The organism is Pseudomonas sp. FW305-E2, assembly GCF_058782925.1.
Map to the genome: position 1 here is coordinate 75,945 of NZ_JBYSYE010000020.1, position 19,832 is coordinate 95,776.

Genomic DNA, 19,832 nt, shown 5'->3' on the forward strand with positions numbered 1-19,832 from the left:
CCTCGAATACGGGAATTGAGCGGGTTGATCAGCCGCGCATGATCTCAGGGGGCGCCTCTTGCGGCAACTGCGTTACGCCCGGGCGAGTGGCCAAGGCTTCGAGGAACTGGGCGGCCGGCATGGGCCTGGCAAACAGGTAACCCTGCTGGAAGTCCACCCCATGCTTGGCCAGGTAGTCGCGCTGCAGGTCGGTTTCCACACCCTCGGCAACGATGCCCAGGTCCAGCTTTCCTGACAGTTCAATGATGCTCTCGAGTATGTGCACTGACAGCGCATCGGCGCCGATCATGGCAACGAAGCTCTGGTCGATCTTCAGGTAGTCGACCTTGAATTGCCGCAGGTAGTTGAGGCTCGACTGGCCGGTGCCGAAGTCGTCGAGCGCGATCATCACGCCCATGGCATGCAGCTTTTCGAACAACTCAAGGGTGACCGGCGTGGGCTCGATCAGCTTGCGCTCTGTCAGTTCCAGGGTCAGCACCACCCGGCCGGGCGGAAAGTGCTGCAGGAACGTGCGACAGTCATCCAGCAGGCTGAGGTCGCGGCAGTGGTCAGCGGTGATGTTGACACCAATATGGAAGCCGTCTTCCAACAACCCGGCATAAGGCGCCAGGCTTTGCGCGGTATGGGTCAACAGCGCGCGGGTCATGGCGACAATCTGCCCGCTGTGTTCGGCATAGGGGATGAACAGGTCGGGGCGAACCAGGCCTTCTCGTGGGTGGTGCCAGCGCATCAGCACTTCCGCACCGGCCCAGCGGTAATCGCCCTTGCGCACCACCGGCTGAAAATACGGCAGGAATTCATCGGCCTGCAGGGCACGGTCCAGTTCGGCACGCGGTGAGGTGGCGCGGCGAATCTGCCAGCGGCACGCCAGCGCCGCCAGGGCACCCAGTACCAGCAACAGACTGAGCAGGCCAGGGTAGTGGCTGCGCAACAGTTGGCCTTGCTTGTCGGCACTGTAGCCGCCCTGCACGCTGAAAGGGTAACGCGTCGAGCCTATCAGCACGTTGGCGCTGGGGGCGGCAGGGGAGACGCCTTTGTGGACCACGCCGTCCTTGCCCATCCACGCGTCGCCCACGCGGATTTGCAGTTCTTCATCGGGCCCGATCAGGCGCAGTGCTGTCAGCAGGTGGTCGCCATCCACCGTGGTGATTGCGCCGTGGTCGCCGTCGCTGGCACGGTAGACCAGCAGCGGGTGGCCCGGCGTAACCGAGTTGCCGTCCATCAGCCATAACTTGCCGTCGACGTAATCGCCAGGATTGACCGGTTCATCGAACTCGCCGAACAGCGAGGTGCAATACAGGTTGTTGTGCCTGAACAGGTTGGTCGAGCGCACGAAGGCATTGCGGGTAACCTGGGCCCGTAGCATGAGCTGGGCCTGCTCGCATGAACTGTCAGTCAGTGGAAGCAGCGAATTGGCGGCTCGGGACAGGTTGTCGAGGATGTGTTCGACGTGCTCCAACGCCTGGCGGGTGGTGGCGTGGCTGCTGGCCTGCATTTCACGCTCGACCTGCCAGTTCATCACGGCCAGGCCGCACATGACCGGCAGAAGGCCGACGACCCAAGGCAAGAGCGTGCGCCAGCTGAGTGCGGCGCGGCGTTTGGCGGTAAGGGGCATGCTGACCTGACTATCATGGCGTAAAACGAGAGGATAGCCGTTTGTCGCCGCGTGCGAGCAACTAAAACGCGACAAACCATTTTACGCAATGTAGAATCGATTTACGAATACAACAATAAGGTCCTTCACCTCCGAAGGATCAAGCCCGCCGAGAATGGGTCCATATGACATACCATGGGTTCAAGCTGATCATAGGTGACTTCCTCGCCCGCAGCGTGCGCGGTATCCCGTGCTCACCGCCGTTTCTGTTCCACATCCTACGCAATCTATAATTTTCGCAGCAGATGAGGACACGAACATGGCTGATATCTTCGACAATCCAATGGGCCTGATGGGCTTTGAGTTCATCGAACTGGCTTCGCCGACCCCTGGCGTACTTGAGCCTGTATTCCAGATACTGGGTTTCACCAAAGTGGCCACCCACCGCTCCAAGGATGTGCACCTGTATCGCCAGGGTGGCATCAACCTGATCCTGAACAATGAACCCAAAAGCATCGCTTCGTACTTCGCCGCTGAACACGGCCCGTCGGTATGTGGCATGGCTTTTCGCGTGCGCAATGCCCATGAGGCTTATGCCCGCGCCCTGGAACTGGGCGCCCAGCCGGTAGAAATCGAAACCGGCCCGATGGAATTGCGCCTGCCTGCGATCAAGGGTATCGGGGGGGCACCGCTCTACCTGATCGACCGCTTCGAGGAAGGCAGTTCGATTTACGACATCGATTTCAACTTCATCGAAGGCGTGGATCGCAACCCGGTGGGTGCTGGCCTGAAAATCATCGACCACCTCACCCATAACGTCTACCGCGGGCGCATGGCCTACTGGGCCGGGTTCTACGAGAAACTGTTCAACTTCCGTGAAATCCGCTACTTCGACATCAAGGGCGAATACACCGGCCTCACCTCCAAGGCCATGACTGCGCCTGATGGCATGATCCGCATTCCGCTCAACGAAGAGTCGTCCAAGGGCGCGGGGCAGATCGAAGAGTTCCTGATGCAGTTCAACGGTGAAGGTATCCAGCACGTGGCCTTCCTGACCGATGACCTGCTCAAGACCTGGGATGCCCTGAAGGGGCTGGGCATGCGCTTCATGACCGCGCCACCGCAAACCTACTACGAAATGCTGGAAGAGCGCCTGCCTGGCCATGGTGAGCCGGTCGACCAACTGCAAGCGCGTGGCATCCTGCTCGATGGCGCCTCGCAGCCCGAAGACAAGCGCCTGCTGCTGCAGATTTTCTCGGAAACCCTGCTTGGCCCGGTCTTCTTCGAGTTCATCCAGCGCAAAGGTGACGATGGCTTCGGTGAAGGCAACTTCAAGGCGCTGTTCGAATCCATCGAGCGTGACCAGGTACGCCGCGGCGTGCTGAGCACAGACTGATCGCCCCTGGAGTACCGTCGTCAGCTTCGTTCGGCGGCGGTACCCCGTCTGTTGGCACGTGCCCTGAACAGGGCCAGGTAGACGATCGAGCCGGTCACGATCCCCACCAGCATCAGCGAGGGGGCGATCTGCAGCACTGACTGGCGGATTTCCTGAGCGGTGAAACCCTCCGGGTAGCCACCTTTGACCGTATATCCATATTTGGCCGACATTGCGCTTGTAAAGAATTCGGACTGTGAGGGGCGCTTAAGGTCACGGCTGTCACCATTGCTCCATATGTAGCGGTCGCCAAATTCGACCAGCAGTGTCAGCCCATCCAGAAAACCATCCAGCTCGTTGCGAATCTGCATGGCATAGGCTGTCACGATTACGCTATTGCTTTTGCCCTTCTGGTGAAAGTCGACCAGCAGCTTCTGACGCGTATCAGGAGGGCCGTAGGACAGTGCGACTCGCTGGCCGGACGACGCGAAGGATGAATAATGCTCCAGCGAACCTGAAGCCGTGCTGCAGTAGGGTTGATTGTCTTTGAGTAAGGTCAGTGACCTGATCATGGAGCGAATGGCAACCTGGTCCTGCAAGGCACTTTTGACGCTATCGCAAGATTCCCCTGCAAAGGGCAGGGTGCGCAGGGCCGTCTCGTGCATTCTGTCCAGTGCATTGTCGACGCTGAAAACCGCCTCCTGAACGGAAATGTTGGCGTTTTCTGCAAGTTTTGCTTCCAGCTGAAAAGCCATCACCAGCAAACCGGAAACCACAGGCACCAGCGCCACCGCAATGAGTAGCAGCAGCTCTACCATGCTGCGCCCCGCGTGCATGATTTTCGACATAGGCTAATAGTTCTCCGCTCTGAAACTGTTCGTGGTGAACAGCTGAGCCCTGAGCCTATGTATTTGCTGTCCGCGCTGCTGTAGTCCGGCTGCAGCTGAAGCGGTAGGAAATCGAGCGCCTTGATGTAGCTAAGTGCCCTTGAGCTTTTTCAGCACTGTCTCGGCCAGCAAGGCAGTGGAAGCGGGGTTCTGCCCGGTGATCAGCCTATCATCGTCGACCACGTACGGCTTCCACGGCTCATCATGTTTGCTGTACTCACCGCCGCGAGCTACAAGTTCGTTCTCCGTCAGGAACGGCACTTTGTCGTCCAGTTCGGCCAGTTTTTCCTCTATGTTGGAAAAGCCGGTCACCTTACGGCCTTTGAGGAGCAGGCAGTTGTTACTCAGCTTGATGCTCAGCAGGCCGACAACGCCGTGACAGACTGCTGCGACAATGCCACCTTTTTCGTAGATTTTGCGTGCCAGTTCCTGCAGAGCCTGGTTTTCTGCGAAGTCATACATTACCCCATGACCACCGGTGTAATAGATGACGCTGTATTCGTCAGCCTTCACCTGCCCTGGGGCCAAGGTACTGCCAAGGCGCGTCATGAAACGCTTGTCGTCGTACCACTGCCAGTCCAGGTCAGGGGCCATCTGCAGGCTGTGCGGATCGACGGGAACGTAACCGCCCTGTGGACTGACATAGTCGACGGTGTAGCCGGCCTTTTCGACTTTCTCGACAAAGTGAACGGCTTCACCCAGCCACAACCCGGTCGCCCGTTTGAGGGTTGGATACTTCGCTGTATTGGTCAGTACCACCAGAATTTTCTTGCTCATGACCCTGCTCCCGTCGCCAACCTGAATGGGCCGGTGCTCCCTGGCCCGAGGGAAAACCTAAATAGCATAGCTGTCACCTGCAAGTGCGCCATGGTGTGCGGGACATGCTGTGCTAATTTGAACAAATCCACGGGCGAGCATGCCAGGCTTGGCGGCGCTGTGGTCAACCCTTAGCATTGCTGGAGTCACGGTATTGGTCGCAAACGGTACGCCACGCGAGCCTGCGTCGCAGGTCATCCTGCAGTCGCCTGTTTTGCCATTGATCGCGCCGATGGGGGAGCGTATTGCCCAGTTCGACTGGTGGCGTACCTCGCTTGGGCCATTGTCGCGCTGGCCGGCTTCGTTGCGCATTGCCGTGGACATGATGCATTTGTCACCCTTCCCGTGTGCGGTGGTCTGGGGGCCCGACCTGTGTGTAGTGCATAACGATGGCTACCGGGCGTTGCGGGCATTACCGGATGCGCTGGGCATGGCGTTCGATACCCTGTGGAGTGATATCTGGCCTGCAGTGGGACCCTGGGTGTTCAAGGCACTGGAAGGCCAGTCGAGTTTTGTCGAGGACCTACCCTTGCGTATCGTCCGCAGTGAAGGCGCCGAACCGCTATGGTGCGCATTCGGTTATGCCCCCCTGCACGATGAACTCGGTAACGTGGCGGGGTTTCTGCATACGGTGATCGAGACCACGGCCAGCGTCGAGGCCCACCGCCATTGGCGTGAGCAGGTGCAGAGCTTTGAACGCCAGGTTGAGCAGCATGTGGCCGAGCGAGAGCAGTTCTGGTTGCTGTCGCGCGAAGCGATGATGATGCTCACCCCTGAATTGAAACTGCATGCTGCCAACCCGGCCTGGTACCGCATTCTGGGCTGGACAGAAGAACACGTGCAGGCGATGTCGGTGATGCAGCTGGTGCACCCGACAGAGCGTGCCGAAGTGCAATTGGCAGTGTCCGAGCTGCTGCAATGCAGCCACGCGGAGCAGTTGGAGATCCGCCTGCGACACCGCGATGGTCACTACCACTGGTTTCGCTGGAGTGCGCGGTTTGACGGCAGCCTGCTGACTGCGGTTGGCCGCGACATCACCGCAGACCGTGAGGAGGCTGCGCGTCAGGCAGAGATGCTGATGCACAACAGCGAGCGTATGGAGGTGGTTGGCCAGTTGGCAGGCGGCATGGGCCATGAAATGAACAACTTGCTGTCCGGTATCGGTGGCAGCCTCGAACTGCTGCAGCGGCGCCTGCAGGAGGGGCGGCTGGAGCGTGTGGAGGCCTACGTGGACGTTGCGCGCGACGCGGTACAGCGGGCCATGGACCTGACCCATCGGTTGATCGCATTTTCCCGCCATCAGCCACTGGCCCCTCGGCCACTGGACTTCAAGCGGCAGTTACGTTTGAGCGAACCCCTGTTGCTGCGGGCGTTGGGGGCAGAAATGCGTTTGCACTGGCAACTGGACATTGCACCTTGGGCAGTGAGCCTGGACGTGCCCCAGCTCGAGAATGCCTTGGTCAACTTGTGTGCCAATGCGCGTGAAGCGTGCCTGGAACAAGGGAATGTCACCATCAGCAGCGTGAACGAACGGCTGACTGCGTTTTTCCCGGATGAAAGTGGCTTGCCGCCAGGCGACTATGTGGCGTTGCATGTCGAGGATGATGGCCATGGCATGGCAGTGGTGGATATCGCCAGGGCTTTTGAGCCGTTTTACACAACCAAACCTCTCGGGCGTGGGGCCGGGCTTGGTCTGTCGATGGTATATGGCTTCGTCCGTCAGTCGGGCGGGTATGCCTGGATCGAGTCGGCGCCAGAGCAGGGCACCAAGGTGTCCATGCTTTTCCCCAGGTGCCATGAGCCGGTTCCGGATGAGCCCGTGCCGGTACCGCTTTCGCAGCACATGGCACTGGGCAAGCGCCTGCTGCTGGTGGATGACGCGCTTGATCTGCGCGCGGTCATGCGCGAGTACCTGACTGAGCGTGGATTTGACGTCACGGATGTGGGCGATGCCAATAGCGCACTGGAGCGCTTCCGCCATGGCGGCCCTTTCGATCTGGTCATCACCGATATCGGATTGCCGGGCGGGTTCAGTGGCCGGCAAGTGGCGAAGGCCATGCGCATGCAGCTTGCACAGCAGAAAATACTGTTCATCACCGGTTATGCGGATCAGACCATTGAAGCGCAATTGCTCGATCAGCCGGGCACGGCATTGTTGAACAAGCCGTTTTCGCTGGCGCTGCTTGCCGATGAGGCGCTACGCATGCTTGAGGCGTAAGGCGCTTCAAGGCTTGCCTAGAATCTGTGTCACTCGCGCCTGCAACTGCTGCAACTCGAAGGGCTTGCAGATCAGGTGCATGCCTGCGCCCAGGAAGCCTTCGCGGGCCATGGCCGTTTCCGCGTAACCGGTGATGAACAGCACCGGTAATCGAGGCCGCAGGTTGCGGGCAATTTCTGCCAGTTGCCGGCCGTTCATGCCGGGCAAGCCCACATCGGTGATCAGCAAATCCACCGGTTGTGCCGAGCGCAGCACCTTCAGTCCCTCGTTGGCGTCGGCTGCGCTTTGGCAGGGGAAGCCGTTTTCGCCCAGTGCCTGGCAAAGCAATTGGCGCACATGGGGATCGTCCTCGACAATCAGCACGTGTCGGCTGCAGCCGTCTTGCCTGGGCGGCACAGGCTCGCTGGATGGCAGGGCCTGGTCGACATGGCGTGGCAAATACAGCTCCACCTGGGTTCCCTGGCCAATCTCGCTGCTGAGGGTGATATGCCCATGGGACTGCTTACTGAAGCCGTACACCATCGACAACCCCAAGCCAATGCCCTGGCCGGTCGCCTTGGTGCTGAAGAAGGGTTCGAAGGCGTGCTCCAGCGTGCTTTGCGCCATACCTTGGCCGCTGTCGATGATTCGCAGGCGCACATAGTCGCCAGTGCGCAAAGCGCCGTCAGCGAATTGCTCGGTAGCGATGTGATGATTGTTCGCCTCGATGCGCAGCAGGCCACCGTTGGGCATGGCCTCGCTGGCATTGAGCAGCAGGTTGCCGAGGGCTTCTTGCAACTGCTGGTCATCCGCCTCCACAGGCCACAGGTCTTTGGCCGCGTGCACTTGCAGGGTTATCGACGGGCTCAGGCAAGCTTCGAGGCGCTCTGTCTTGAGCAAGGTAGGCAGGTCTATACGTTGGCTGTGCAGCGATTGGCGGGAAGAGAAGGCAAGCAGGCGGTGGGTCAGGCGGGCGGCGCGTGAAACGGCCTCGCGGCCCATGCACAGAACGCCATCCAGTCCCTCGCTGCGGCCTTTGCTCAGGCGCCGCTGGATAAGTTCAAAGCTGCCGCTGATGCTGGTGAGCAGGTTGTTGAAGTCATGCGCCACGCCACCGGCCAGTTGGCCGATGGCCTCCATCTTGCGTGCCTGGCAGCGGGCGAACTCACCGCGGTCCTGCTCTTCTTCCGGCGTTGAAGGCCGGCTGTCCAGGCGCTGCTGCATGCCATGGAGTTGATCACGTGTAACGTACTGTCGCCGGCGGTTGCGCAGCGCGGATCGGGTGATGTGCAGTAACTGGGCATTTTCGTAGGGCGCGCCCAGCCATAGAAGATTGCCCACCGGATGATGACTCACGCCAGCGGCCGACCAGGCGCTCTGGCTCAGCAGCACGATGGGCAAATCCGACCAGCTCGGTTGCTGGTCGATGAATGCCTGCAGCAAGGCGCTTGGGCCTTGGCTGAACACCTGCTCGGCAATGATCGCCAAGCCTGCGCCTTCGGCCAGACGCGCCTGCAGGTTGGCCAGGTCGACCGCGCAGAGGCTGTTGATGCCGGCGGAAGTCAACAGACGTGAGGTATCCGCCGCCAGTTGTGGCGGTGCGAGGATCAAGGCACGTTCATCCAGCGCCAACGAACTGGCCAAAACGACTCTCCTTTAGGGTGGCCTGATACCCACTGGACCCTGGCGCAGGCTCAGGGTTCAACTGAATCCAGGCACTGCCTACAGGCCCTGTTGCAGCGCAGGGTCGTCCGGGTTCTGGCGCTCCAGCTCGGCTAGCGAAACTTGCACGTTCTGCAGTTGGCCGGACTCTTTCCAGTACTGGATCAGCAGCACCCGCGCCCGGCGATTGGCTGGCTGGCGATTGAGCACGGTTTCCAGTTGCTTCTGGGCGGCGTCGAGCTGGTCCAGCTCATGCAGGGTGACCGCCAGGGTATAACGGTAATCGGCGTTGTCCGGGTCCAGTTCGACGGCGCGGGACAGGGCCAGCAAGGCGTACTCGCGCTGTTCGTGGCGCTTCAGCCAAAGCCCAAGCTCATACTGCAGAAAGGCCGAGTCGGGGCTCAGCGCCAGGGCTTTGCCCAGCACCTGGCGGGAGGCGTCGTGGTGGCCCTGGCGCTCAAGCAGGCGTACCTGAGTCGCCAGGGCATCGAGGTTGTCGGGGGCAACCGCGAGCGCACGTTGCAAGGCCACAGCAGCGTGCGTGTAGTTGTTTTCGTGCAGGTACAGGCGCGCCAGGTGCACTTGGGCGTCGGCATCTTCAGGCTGTTGCTCGAGGGCTTGCTGGTATTGCTCCAGGGCTGACTGCAGGGGGCCGAAATAGAGGCCGATGGCGTCGGGATCGAGGCCCAGCAGGGCATCCACGGCGGCAAAACGCACGCTTTGCTCACGGTCGTCCAGCAGCGGGCCGAGTACCAGGCTGCGCTGTGCTGGCGGTAACAGGCGACGGATACTGGCAATGGCCGCTCGACGCACCAGCGGCTCGGCATGTTCCAGGTCCTGGCGGGCCAGTTTCAACGCCTGCGGCGAGGGGTAGTTGGGCAACTCGGCGTACAGCGCCGCACGGCGGATCGCAGGCAGGTCGGTTCGTTGCAATTGCTGGTACAGCACCCGTGCGGCACCGGGCTGGCCGTCGTGGGCCTGGCGCAGCGCCTTGGCGTAGCTGTGTGCTGGCAAGGTCGGCGGGGTTGGCGGGGCGTCGTGCCACAGGTAGCCGAACAGGGCCGATACCAGAATCGACAACAGCAGGGCGATCAGGTAGCGGTTGCGTCTGGGCATCGGACGATCCGTGGCGGCGGGAAGGGCAGAGCTTGGGCCAGCCGGGGGGTAAATGCAACCGAACCGGGCACGCCGTTGGCCAGTCGCCAGGCCTGCGGTGGCATTCCATGCACTGCGTATTGGGGTGAATACGATGGCAAACATAAAAAAGCCCCGCGGGCCATGGCCTGCGGGGCAAACGGTTGGGGGAGGAGCCAACCAAAGGAGTCGTTGAGGCAGTGGAATCAGTGTGCGCTGGCCACCGTCTCCGGTTGCCAGCCGCCACCCAGGGCCTTGTAGATCGAGACGATGCCGCGATAAAGGTCGACTTCACCCTGAGCTTGTGCATCTTCAGCACTTAGCCGCTCACGTTCGGCATCGAGCAGTACCAGATAGTCCACGGTACCCTCGCGATAGCGAATCGAGGCCAGTTCTGCAGCCTTGCGGCTGGCGTCGCTCTGGCGCATCAGCGACAGCAGACGCTGCTGGGTCTTGTCGTAATCGCTGAAGGCGTTGGCCGACTCTTCCAGTGCCAGCAGCACCTGCTGTTCGTAGTTGGCCAGAGCCCCTTCGGCATCGGCCTTGGCGCCGCGCAGGCGGGCCCGCACGCTGCCCAGGTCGAAGGCCGCCCAGGTGATGCTCGGGCCCAGTGCCCAGGCGTTGGCCGCCGAAGAGCCGATCTGCGAGCCGCGGGCGGCGGTAAAGCCGAGGAAGCCACTGAGGCTGACGCGCGGGAACAGGTCGGCGGTGGCCACGCCAACGTTGGCGGTGGCGGCCGCCAGCTGGCGCTCGGCGCTGCGGATGTCCGGGCGGCGGCGCAACAGCTCACCCGGGTCACCGACCGGCAGCGCCTTGGCGATGGCCGGCAGGGCCTTGGGCGACAGGTCTACGCTGAGCGCGTCAGGGCGCTGGCCGAGCAGGGTGGCGATGCGATGCCGCGCCCGTGCCTGTTCGGCTTGCAGTTGCGGCACGGTGGCTTCGACCCCGGCCAGGCGGGCATCGGCACGCACCACGTCGAGGTCGTTGCCCACGCCGGCATCGCGCAGGGTTTCGGTGATGGTGCGCGATTCCTGCTGGGTCTTGAGGTTGGCCAGGGCGATTTTCTCGCGCAATTGCGCGCCACGCAGCTGCCCATAAGCATCCACCAGCTCGGCGATCAGGCTGACTTGCAACTGTTGCAGGTCGGCGGCGGCCACCGCTTCCTGGGCTTCGCTGGCTTCGATCTGGCGCTGGATGCGCCCGAACAGGTCAAGCTCCCAGGCCATGTCCAGGCCCAGGTCGTAGCGCTCGCTATTGACCCGCTCGGTGGTCTGGCCGGGGATCTGGCCTTTGCCGAGATCGCTGCTGGCACGGCTGGTGACCACCGGGAACGGGTCGTTTTCGGCGTCCTCGCGAATCGAGCGAGCCGACTTCAGGCGGGCGAAAGCTACGCGCAAGTCACGGTTGCCGTCCAGCGAAGCCTGCACCAGCTGGTTCAGCACCGGGTCGTCGAACTGCTTCCACCACAGGCTCTCGAAGCGACTACGGTCGTAGGCCTTGGCCTGCACATCGCTGCCCAGTTGAGCAGGTTCGGTGGCTGGCGCCTGGTAGTCCGGGCCTACCGCACAGGCCGCCAGGGCCAGTGCCAGCAAGCTTGGGGTCAAGGGTTTGAGCAGGTTCATGCATGGTTCTCCAGCACTTGAGCGTGTTCAGCCTTGCGGGCCTGGCGACGCTCGACGAAACGGCGGATCAGGAAGAAGAACACCGGGGTCAGGAACAGGCCGAACACGGTCACGCCGATCATCCCCGAGAACACCGCCACACCCATGGCATGGCGCATTTCCGAACCAGCACCGGAGCTGAACACCAGGGGCACTACCCCCATGATGAAGGCGATCGAGGTCATCAGGATCGGCCGCAGACGCAGGCGGCAGGCTTCCAGCACCGCAGCCAGCGGATCGAGGCCCTTGGCCTGTTCGTCCTTGGCGAACTCGACGATCAGGATCGCGTTCTTGCACGCCAGGCCCACCAGTACGATCAGGCCGATCTGGGTGAAGATGTTGTTGTCGCCACCCGAGACGATCACACCGGTGATGGCCGACAGCAGGGTCATCGGCACGATCAGGATCACCGCCAGCGGCAGGCTCCAGCTTTCATACTGGGCGGCCAGCACCAGGAACGCCAGCAGCACGCACAGCGGGAACACCAGCAATGCGGTATTGCCCGAGAGGATTTGCTGGTAGGTCAGGTCGGTCCACTCGAAGGTCATGCCGTTGGGCAGTTCCTCTTTCAGCAGCTTCTCGATCGCAGCTTCCGCCTGACCAGAGCTGTAGCCCGGGGCAGCAGCGCCGTTGATCTCGGCAGTGATGAAGCCGTTGTAGTGCATGACCCGGTCCGGCCCGGAGGTGTCGCTGACCTTGAGGAAGGTCGCCAGCGGGATCATCTCGCCAAGGTTGTTGCGCACCTTCAGTTGGCCGATCTGCTCGGCATCAAGGCGGAACTGCTGCTCGGCCTGGACGTTGACCTGGTAAGTGCGGCCAAAGCGGTTGAAGTCGTTGGTGTACAGCGAGCCCAGGTAAACCTGCAGGGTGTCGAAGATGTCGGTAATCGCCACACCGTGGGTCTTGGCCTTTTCCCGGTCGATGGCGGCATCGACTTGCGGCACGTTGACCTGGTAGCTGGTGAACAGGCCTGCCAGCTCTGGGACATTGTGGCTCTTGGCGATGATGTTCTGGGTTTCCTTGTACAGCGCTTCGTAACCCAGGTTGCCACGGTCTTCGATTTGCAGACGGAAGCCGCCAATCGTGCCCAGGCCCTGTACCGGCGGCGGTGGGAAGATGGCAATGTAAGCGTCCTGGATGTCGGCGAACTGGGCATTCAGCGCGGCTGCGATGGCTGCCGCCGACTGGCTCGGGTCCTTGCGCTCATCGAATGGCTTGAGCGGGGTGAACACGATGCCGCTGTTAGGGCTGTTGGTGAAACCGTTGATCGACAGGCCCGGGAAGGCTACCGAGTCGGCCACGCCAGGCTGCTTGAGGGCGATTTCGCTCATGCGCTTGATCACCGCTTCGGTACGGTCGAGGCTGGCCGCGTCCGGCAGTTGGGCGAAGGCCACCAGGTACTGCTTGTCCTGGGCCGGCACGAAACCGGTCGGCGTGGACGAGAAACCGAGGTAGGTCAGGCCCATCAGGCCGGCATACACGAACAGGGCGATGCCGCTGGAGCGGATGACGCGGCGCACGCCACCGACGTAGCTGTGGCTGGCCCGGTCGAAGAAGCGGTTGAAAGGGGAGAACAGCCAGCTGCCCAGCAGCTTGTCGAGGAACCGCGAGAAACGGTCCTTGGGTGCGTGATGGTCCTTGAGCAGCACCGCGGCCAAGGCTGGCGACAGGGTCAGCGAGTTGAACGCCGAAATGACGGTCGAGATGGCGATGGTCAGGGCGAACTGCTTGTAGAACTGCCCGGTCAGGCCGGAAATGAACGCTGCAGGTACGAACACCGCGCACAGCACCAGGGCGGTGGCGATGATCGGCCCGGTCACTTCGCTCATGGCTTTTTGCGTGGCTTCCAGCGGCTTCAGGCCCAGCCCGATGTTACGTTCGACGTTCTCCACCACGACGATGGCATCGTCCACCACGATACCGATGGCGAGCACCAGCCCGAATAACGACAGTGCGTTGAGTGAGAAACCGAACAGGTGCATGACCGCGAAGGTACCGATCAGCGAGACTGGCACAGCCAGCAGTGGGATGATCGAGGCGCGCCAGGTCTGCAGGAACAGGATCACCACCAGTACCACCAGCACCAAGGCTTCGAACAGGGTGTGCACCACTGCTTCGATGGAGCCGCGCACGAAGATGGTCGGGTCATAGACGATGCTGTAGTCCATCCCTTCCGGGAAGTCCTTTTTAAGCTCGGCCATTTTCGCCCGCACTTCGTCGGAGATCTCGATGGCGTTGGAGCCTGGGCGCTGGAAAATCGGGATGGCCACCGCCGGCTGGTTGTTCAGCAGCGAGCGCAGGGCGTACTGGCTGGAGCCGAGTTCGACCCGGGCGATGTCTTTCAGGCGGGTGATCTCGCCATCGGCACCGGCGCGGATGATGATGTTCTCGAACTCTTCCTCGTTGACCAGACGGCCCTGGGTATTGATCGACAGCTGGAAGCTGGTCGAGCCTGGGGCAGGTGGTGCGCCCAGCTGGCCGGCGGCCACCTGGCGGTTCTGCTCACGGATTGCCGCGACCACATCACTGGCTGTCAGGTTGCGCGAAGCGGTCTTGTTCGGGTCCAGCCAGACGCGCAGCGAGTAGTCGCCCATGCCAAACAGCTGCACGTCGCCTACGCCGCCCAGGCGCGCCAGCTCGTCCTTGATGTTGAGGATGGCGTAGTTGGACAGATAGAGCATGTCGTAGCGGTTGTCCGGCGAGGTCAGGTGCACGACCATGGTCAGGTCAGGCGAGGCCTTGTCGACGGTGATACCGATACGGGTCACTTCCTCGGGCAGCTTGGGCTGGGTACGGGTGACGCGGTTCTGCACCTGCACCTGGGCGTTGTCCAGGTCGGTACCCAGGGCGAAGGTGATGGTCAGTGTCAGCTTGCCGTCCGCAGTGGACTGGGAGGACATGTACAGCATGTTCTCCACACCGGTAATGGCCTGCTCCAGCGGCGCGGCAACGGTTTCGCCGATGACCTTGGGGTTGGCGCCGGGGAAGTTGGCGCGCACCACCACGGTAGGCGGCACCACTTCGGGGTATTCGCTGATCGGCAGCTGGAACAGCGAGATAGAACCCGCGATCAGCAGCACCAGCGACAGCACCGCGGCGAAGATCGGCCGGGTAATGAAGAATTTCGAGAAGTTCATCGGTAGGGTCCCTTAACCGCGTGGCGCCTGGGCGCTGGCGACTTTCACGTTGTTGCCCGCCACCTTCGGCGCCGGGTTGCTGGCCTCCAGGGCCTGACGCTGCTGGGCGAGGGCGGCGAGGGTTTGCTCGCTGGCCATCTGTGTTTCTTCCGGGGTTACCGGCGAACCAGGGCGCACGCGCTGCAGGCCCTTGACCACGATGCGGTCGTCCTTGCCCAGGCCGCTGCGCACGATGCGCAAGCCTTCCAGCTTTGGCCCCAGTTCCACGGCGCGGTAGGTGGCTTTGTTGTCCTTGTCCATGACCAGCACAAACTTCTTGCCAAGGTCGGTGCCCACGGCTTCGTCGTTGATCAGCATGGCGTCGTACTGGGCGCTGCCGACCAGCTTCAGGCGCGCATACAGGCCCGGGGTGAACTGGCCGTTGCTGTTGTCGAATACCGCGCGGCCGCGGATGGTGCCGGTGCGCGGGTTGACCTGGTTGTCGACGAAGTTCATCTGGCCCAGGTGCGGGTTGCCGCTTTCGTTGGTCAGGCCCAGGTATACCGGGGTGCTCTGGCTACGCTGGCCTTCACGGGCCAGCTGGGTGTACTTGAGGTACACGCGCTCGTCGGCGTCGAAGTAGGCGTAGACCTTGTCGGTGGACACCACACTGGTCAGCGGGGTGACATCGGCGGTGACGATGTTGCCGGCGGTGAACTCGGCGCGGCTGACACGGCCGCTGATGGGCGCGGTGACGCGGGTGAAGCTGAGGTTCAGGCGTGCCAGGTCGAGCTGGGCCTGGATCGCATCGACGCCGGCACGGGCTTCGGCGGCGGCACTGCTGCGCGATTCGGCCAGTTCGGCGGAGATGGCGTTGCTGTCACGCAGGCGTTCACCACGGCGGGCTTCGTTGGCGCTGCGGATGGCGGTGGCCTTGGCCTGTTGCAGTTGGGCTTCGAGACGGCGGACTTCAGCCTGGAACGGGCGCGGGTCGATCTGGAACAGCAGGTCGCCTTTCTTGACCTGGGCGCCTTCGGTGAAGGCGACCTGGTCGATCTGGCCGGAGACCCGCGGGCGCACTTCGACGGTTTCCGGGGCTTCGAGGCGGCCGGTGAACTCGTCCCATTCGGTGATCGGTTGTTCGATCACCTTGGCCACACTTACCTTCGGCGCGGCGGGAGCCTGCACGGCGTCGGGGGTTCGACCGCAAGCGCTGATCACCACCACTGCCAGGGCAGCGAGGGGGAAGCGCAAAGGTTTGAGTGATTGTTCCATGGAGAACTCCGCCAAAGTATTAGTAGTGGGCGGAGTGTGAGTGTGTTGCGCGCGAGGCACGAATCGAACGGGACGAAGGTTAATATCACGCTGAATGATAAGTGGGGATCAACTATCGATGGCTGCCAGGGTTGCACGCAGGGCACCGCCTGTGCGGGCACTACGTTACGCGAAAGCCTGGGCCTGGCCATTCAGTGAATACTTGAGGCCAGCTCGAAGATTGGCATGTACATGAGGATCACGATCAGGCCGATCAGCAGGCCGATGAAGGTCATCAACAGCGGCTCGAACAGTTTGACGAACCATTCCACCCAGCGGCCGATTTCCTGATCATGGAAGTCGGCGCAGCGCTCCAGCATCTCGCCCAGGTTGCCAGACTGCTCGCCAGCGCGCAGCAGGCGCAGGGATACCGGCGTCACCAGGTGCCCGGCCGCGAGTGCATCGGAGAGCGGCAGCCCTTCGCCCACCCGCTGGCTGGCCTGCTCCAGGCCCTGTGCTGCTGCGTTGCCGAGCAGGCCGCGGGCCATGCCCATGGCGGTGAGGATGGGAATCCCGCCTTGCAGCAGGATGCCCAGCGAGCGATAGAAACGCGCCAGCTCGTACATCATCAGGCGTTGGTGCAGTGCTGGCAGGCGCCGCAGTTGGCAGGAGGCCCAGTACCGTACACGCGGGTGCCGGCGTAGCAGCCAAAGCGCCGCGCCCCCACCGGCGGTACCCAGCGCCAGTGGCGCTTGCTGGGCATGCAGAAACAGGCCGACCTGCATCAGCACCCGGGATAGCCAGGGTAGTTCGGTGCCCATGCCCTCGAACACCTGGCTGAACCGCGGCACCACATAGCCGAGCAGGAACAGCACCACACCGCCCCCCACCAGTAACAGCAGTAACGGGTAGACCGAGGCACCCACCAGTTTCTGCCGGACCAGGTCCAGGCGCTGGCGATAGCTGATGTAGCGGGTGAGGGCGTCGCCCAGAGCACCGGTGCGTTCGCTGGACTGCACCAGCGCCACATACAGCGGCGGGAATACCCGCGGTTGCTGGCCCAGCGCCTGGGACAGTGAGCGGCCTTCGTACAGCTGGCGCACCAGCTCGGCGAGCACCTTGCGCGCTGTCGCTGCCGGGCTCTTCTCCGCCAGGCTCTCCAGTGCGTCGATCAGCGGCAGGCCGGCATTGAGCAAGGTTGACAGCTCTTGGCTGAACAGCACCAGGTCGAACGCCGCTTCACGGCGCCAGGCCATGCCGCGCAGGGCGCCGCCGCTGCTGCGCAGGCTGAGCACACGCAGGCCTTGGTCTTCGGCCTGGCGGCGGGCCTGGTCGGCGTCCTCGGCGTCGATCTGCAACTGCACCACGCCCTGCCTACCCAGGGCCTTGAGGCTGTAGCGCATGGCTGCTCTCCTTACTGCCAGCTGGTAACTTCGGCATTTTCGCCATCGCCACCCGGCTGGCCGTCCTTGCCCATCGACAGCAGGTCGTACTCACCGCCGTTCTCGCCAGGTTGCCGGTAGATATAAGGGCGGCCCCACGGGTCTTGCGGCACGGCCTTCTGCAGGTACGGGCCGGTCCAGCGAGCCTCGCCACTGGGCGCGACCACCAGCGCCTGCAAGCCTTGTTCGCTGTTGGGGTAGTGGCCGACCTCCAGACGGTACAAGTCCAGGGCCTTGCTCAGCCCCTCGATCTGCGCCCGCGCTACCTTGGCCTCGGAGCGGCCTAGCTGACTGAAGTACTTGGGGGCGACGATGCCGGCCAGCAGGCCGAGTACTACCAGTACCACCAGGAGTTCAAGCAGAGTGAAGCCACGTTGCGGGTTGGTTCTGCGCTGCATGGTGAAACCCTCCACTGCATGGGGACAAGCGTTGACATGCACCATGCAACAGCCGTGCACGTCTGCCTTGGGGCCTTGCGCCATGCGGCACAGGAAGCGGCACAGTGCTTGCGTCGTGGTGAATGTCCTCGGGTTTTCCGGGGCATTTCCCCCACATCGGGGGCCACGACGAAGAGGCGACCGGCATGCGTGGACTCATCCTCGGTTTGATCTGGCTGGCGGCAGGTGCTGCCCAGGCCGATGTGTACATCTCAATCGATGCCAAGGGTGGCTACGTACTAACCAATGTCCATCGACCAGGGCGACACTATGAGAAGGTGATCAGCGAGCCGCTGGCCCAGGGCGGGCCGGTCAACGCGCAGATGATCACCGGCCGCCCTTACGCCAAGGTAGTCGCCACGGCTGCGCGCCTCCACAACCTGCCGCCGGCGCTGCTGCACGCGGTGATCAAGGCCGAGTCCGGCTACAACCCCAAAGCCCGTTCGCGGGCGGGTGCGGTGGGGTTGATGCAACTGATGCCGGACACCGCCCGCGAGATGGGGGTGCAGGACCGCCTGGACCCGGAAGACAATGTGCAGGGCGGGGCACGCTACCTCAAGCAGATGCTCACCCTGTTCGACAACGACATCACCTTGGCCGTGGCGGCCTACAACGCCGGCCCGGATGCTGTGCTGCGGCGTGGTGCCGTGCCGCCGTTTGCCGAGACACGGCGCTATGTGCCGACGGTGCTGCGGGAGTATCGAAAGTTGCAAGGGTTGGCTGATGATTCGTCTTTGTAACAACGGGCGTGCAGCTCACGGATTCCTGCAGGGGACGCGCCACCCTCAGGCTGTTTCGGGTAGTTGAAGTGAGGAGGGAATAAATACCCTTCGGCGGATGCCATCAATTTAATATTATGGTTTCCCCAAGTCTGGGCTATAACCTTCTGAAGGTGCCCAGCTGAGGAGTCCGTTATGGACGTCGCCCCTCGTTCCGTCACTCTTGAAGTGCCTGCCGGTAGCGAGCTGGCCGCCCCGCGCAAGCCATTCAACCTGCTGCGCTGGTATGCCTGGGTCAGTCTGGCCATCATTCTCTCGGTGGCTGCCGGGCTGGGGCTGATTTCCAGCCGCTTCATCATCGACGAGAGCGTCGAGCGTGATGCGTTACTCACCGCACAGTTCATCACCTCCATTGCCGATGCCGAAGTGCGCCATGTGTCGATCCCCAATGTGCGGACCATGGGCGAACTGCTCGATCCGCGCACCGACCGCAATAACTTGCCCGACGTCGACCCGCAAGCCCGGCGCAAGGCCCGCGGCGAGTTCCTTGACCATATCGCTCACCTGCCCGATATGCTGCTGGCCAATATTTACGCCTTGGACCGCACAGTGATCTGGTCCAGCAACCCGGCGCTGATCGGCAAGCTGATCGAAGGCGACGAAGACCTGGATCAGGCTTTCGAGTACAAGATGCGGGTCTCGGCCAGCTACCACAATTTCGAACAGGCGCGCGCCGAGCAGAAGTTCATCACCCCGCCCAAGCAGTTGTTCATTGAGAACTACATTCCGCTGTTCGATGCCGATGGCGATCGGGTCACAGCGATGGTCGAGATTTACAAGGAGCCCCACGACCTGATCGTACGCATCGAACGTGGCCTGATCCTGATCTGGTTGGCTATCACGGTCGGCGCTGCACTGGTCTATGTCGGCCTTTACGGCATCATGCACCGCGCCGCACGGCTGCTGGCGGTGCAGCAGAAACGACTGATCAGCAGCGAAACCTACGTGGCACTGGGTGAGGTGTCTTCGGCGGTGGCCCATAGCTTGCGCAACCCACTGGCCAGTATCCGCTCAAGTGCCGAACTGGCCCAGGCGTTCGACGAAGGCCCGGCGCAACGCCAGGTCAACGATATCATCAGCCAGGTCGATCGCATGTCGCAGTGGATCCGCCAGATGCTGCAGTCACTGCGCCCGCTGAACGACGAGGTATTGGCAGTGGACTTGCCGCAGGCGTTGCAGGAAAGCCTGCAGACCTACGCTGTGCCGCTGGCGCGCAGCGGGGTAAGCCTGGACCTGCAACCCTTACCGGCCGTGCAGGTGTTGGGGCACCCGGTATTGCTGCGCCAGGTATTCAGTAGCCTGATTGCCAATGCCTTGGAGTCGATGGAGCAGGGCGGGCGGTTGCGTATCGAGGTGGTACGTCACAACCGGCGCAGCCTGACTTTGCGCCTGTCCGACAATGGCAAGGGCATGAACGAAGAGCAGCAGCGTATGGCTTTTCGACCGTTCTTTACCACCAAACAGGGTGGGCTGGGGGT

At 62.4% G+C, this 19,832-nt stretch carries 14 protein-coding genes; 4 read left to right on the forward strand and 10 right to left on the reverse strand.

Annotated elements, in window-relative coordinates; all coding sequences use genetic code 11:
* Positions 1-28 precede the first annotated feature (28 nt).
* On the reverse strand, positions 29-1,615 hold the full coding sequence (locus tag AC3WLP_RS16435) for an EAL domain-containing protein (protein WP_088512683.1): 1,587 nt from the start codon (positions 1,613-1,615) through the stop codon (positions 29-31).
* A 298-nt stretch (positions 1,616-1,913) separates the two neighbouring features.
* Here AC3WLP_RS16435 and hppD point away from each other — a divergent pair, with 298 nt between their 5' ends.
* Entirely contained in the window at positions 1,914-2,990 is a 1,077-nt protein-coding gene (gene hppD, locus AC3WLP_RS16440) for a 4-hydroxyphenylpyruvate dioxygenase (RefSeq protein WP_003253865.1), read from the forward strand.
* A gap of 20 nt (positions 2,991-3,010) precedes the next feature.
* Here hppD and AC3WLP_RS16445 read toward each other — a convergent pair whose 3' ends face one another.
* Together AC3WLP_RS16445 and AC3WLP_RS16450 are read right to left on the reverse strand one after the other, a co-directional pair.
* A complete protein-coding gene (locus AC3WLP_RS16445; RefSeq protein WP_012052178.1) occupies positions 3,011-3,817 on the reverse strand; it encodes a CSS-motif domain-containing protein in 807 nt (268 codons plus the stop codon).
* Between the two features lie 129 nt (positions 3,818-3,946).
* Positions 3,947-4,633 carry a type 1 glutamine amidotransferase domain-containing protein gene (locus AC3WLP_RS16450; protein WP_012052179.1) on the reverse strand — a complete coding sequence of 229 codons (687 nt, stop codon included), beginning with the start codon at positions 4,631-4,633 and terminating at the stop codon, positions 3,947-3,949.
* A 139-nt stretch (positions 4,634-4,772) separates the two neighbouring features.
* Here AC3WLP_RS16450 and AC3WLP_RS16455 point away from each other — a divergent pair, with 139 nt between their 5' ends.
* The gene (locus tag AC3WLP_RS16455; RefSeq protein ID WP_017148315.1) at positions 4,773-6,890 is read left to right on the forward strand and encodes a hybrid sensor histidine kinase/response regulator; all 2,118 of its coding nucleotides are present in this window, start codon (positions 4,773-4,775) and stop codon (positions 6,888-6,890) included.
* Between the two features lie 6 nt (positions 6,891-6,896).
* On the opposite strand, the gene AC3WLP_RS16460 is transcribed toward AC3WLP_RS16455, so the two are convergent.
* The 7 genes from AC3WLP_RS16460 to gspG form a co-directional block, all read right to left on the reverse strand.
* The gene (locus AC3WLP_RS16460; RefSeq protein WP_012052181.1) at positions 6,897-8,513 is read right to left on the reverse strand and encodes a response regulator; all 1,617 of its coding nucleotides are present in this window, start codon (positions 8,511-8,513) and stop codon (positions 6,897-6,899) included.
* A gap of 78 nt (positions 8,514-8,591) precedes the next feature.
* On the reverse strand, positions 8,592-9,647 hold the full coding sequence (locus AC3WLP_RS16465) for a tetratricopeptide repeat protein (protein ID WP_014756924.1): 1,056 nt from the start codon (positions 9,645-9,647) through the stop codon (positions 8,592-8,594).
* Positions 9,648-9,871: 224 nt separating this feature from the next.
* Entirely contained in the window at positions 9,872-11,287 is a 1,416-nt protein-coding gene (locus AC3WLP_RS16470; RefSeq protein WP_003253851.1) for an efflux transporter outer membrane subunit, read from the reverse strand.
* Positions 11,284-14,463, reverse strand: coding sequence for an efflux RND transporter permease subunit (locus AC3WLP_RS16475; protein ID WP_003253849.1), 3,180 nt, complete (start codon positions 14,461-14,463; stop codon positions 11,284-11,286). The genes AC3WLP_RS16470 and AC3WLP_RS16475 overlap by 4 nt, the downstream gene beginning before the upstream one ends.
* Positions 14,464-14,475: 12 nt before the next feature.
* Entirely contained in the window at positions 14,476-15,717 is a 1,242-nt protein-coding gene (gene mexE / locus AC3WLP_RS16480) for a multidrug efflux RND transporter periplasmic adaptor subunit MexE (RefSeq protein WP_003253847.1), read from the reverse strand.
* Positions 15,718-15,908: 191 nt separating this feature from the next.
* Positions 15,909-17,099 carry a type II secretion system F family protein gene (locus tag AC3WLP_RS16485; protein ID WP_088512682.1) on the reverse strand — a complete coding sequence of 397 codons (1,191 nt, stop codon included), beginning with the start codon at positions 17,097-17,099 and terminating at the stop codon, positions 15,909-15,911.
* 11 nt (positions 17,100-17,110) lie between these two features.
* A complete protein-coding gene (gene gspG / locus AC3WLP_RS16490) occupies positions 17,111-17,536 on the reverse strand; it encodes a type II secretion system major pseudopilin GspG (RefSeq protein WP_012052184.1) in 426 nt (141 codons plus the stop codon).
* Positions 17,537-17,721: 185 nt separating this feature from the next.
* Here gspG and AC3WLP_RS16495 point away from each other — a divergent pair, with 185 nt between their 5' ends.
* Entirely contained in the window at positions 17,722-18,315 is a 594-nt protein-coding gene (locus AC3WLP_RS16495; RefSeq protein ID WP_014756921.1) for a lytic transglycosylase domain-containing protein, read from the forward strand.
* A 174-nt stretch (positions 18,316-18,489) separates the two neighbouring features.
* The coding region (locus tag AC3WLP_RS16500) for a sensor histidine kinase (protein WP_103340208.1) at positions 18,490-19,832 on the forward strand (1,343 nt) is incomplete at its 3' end.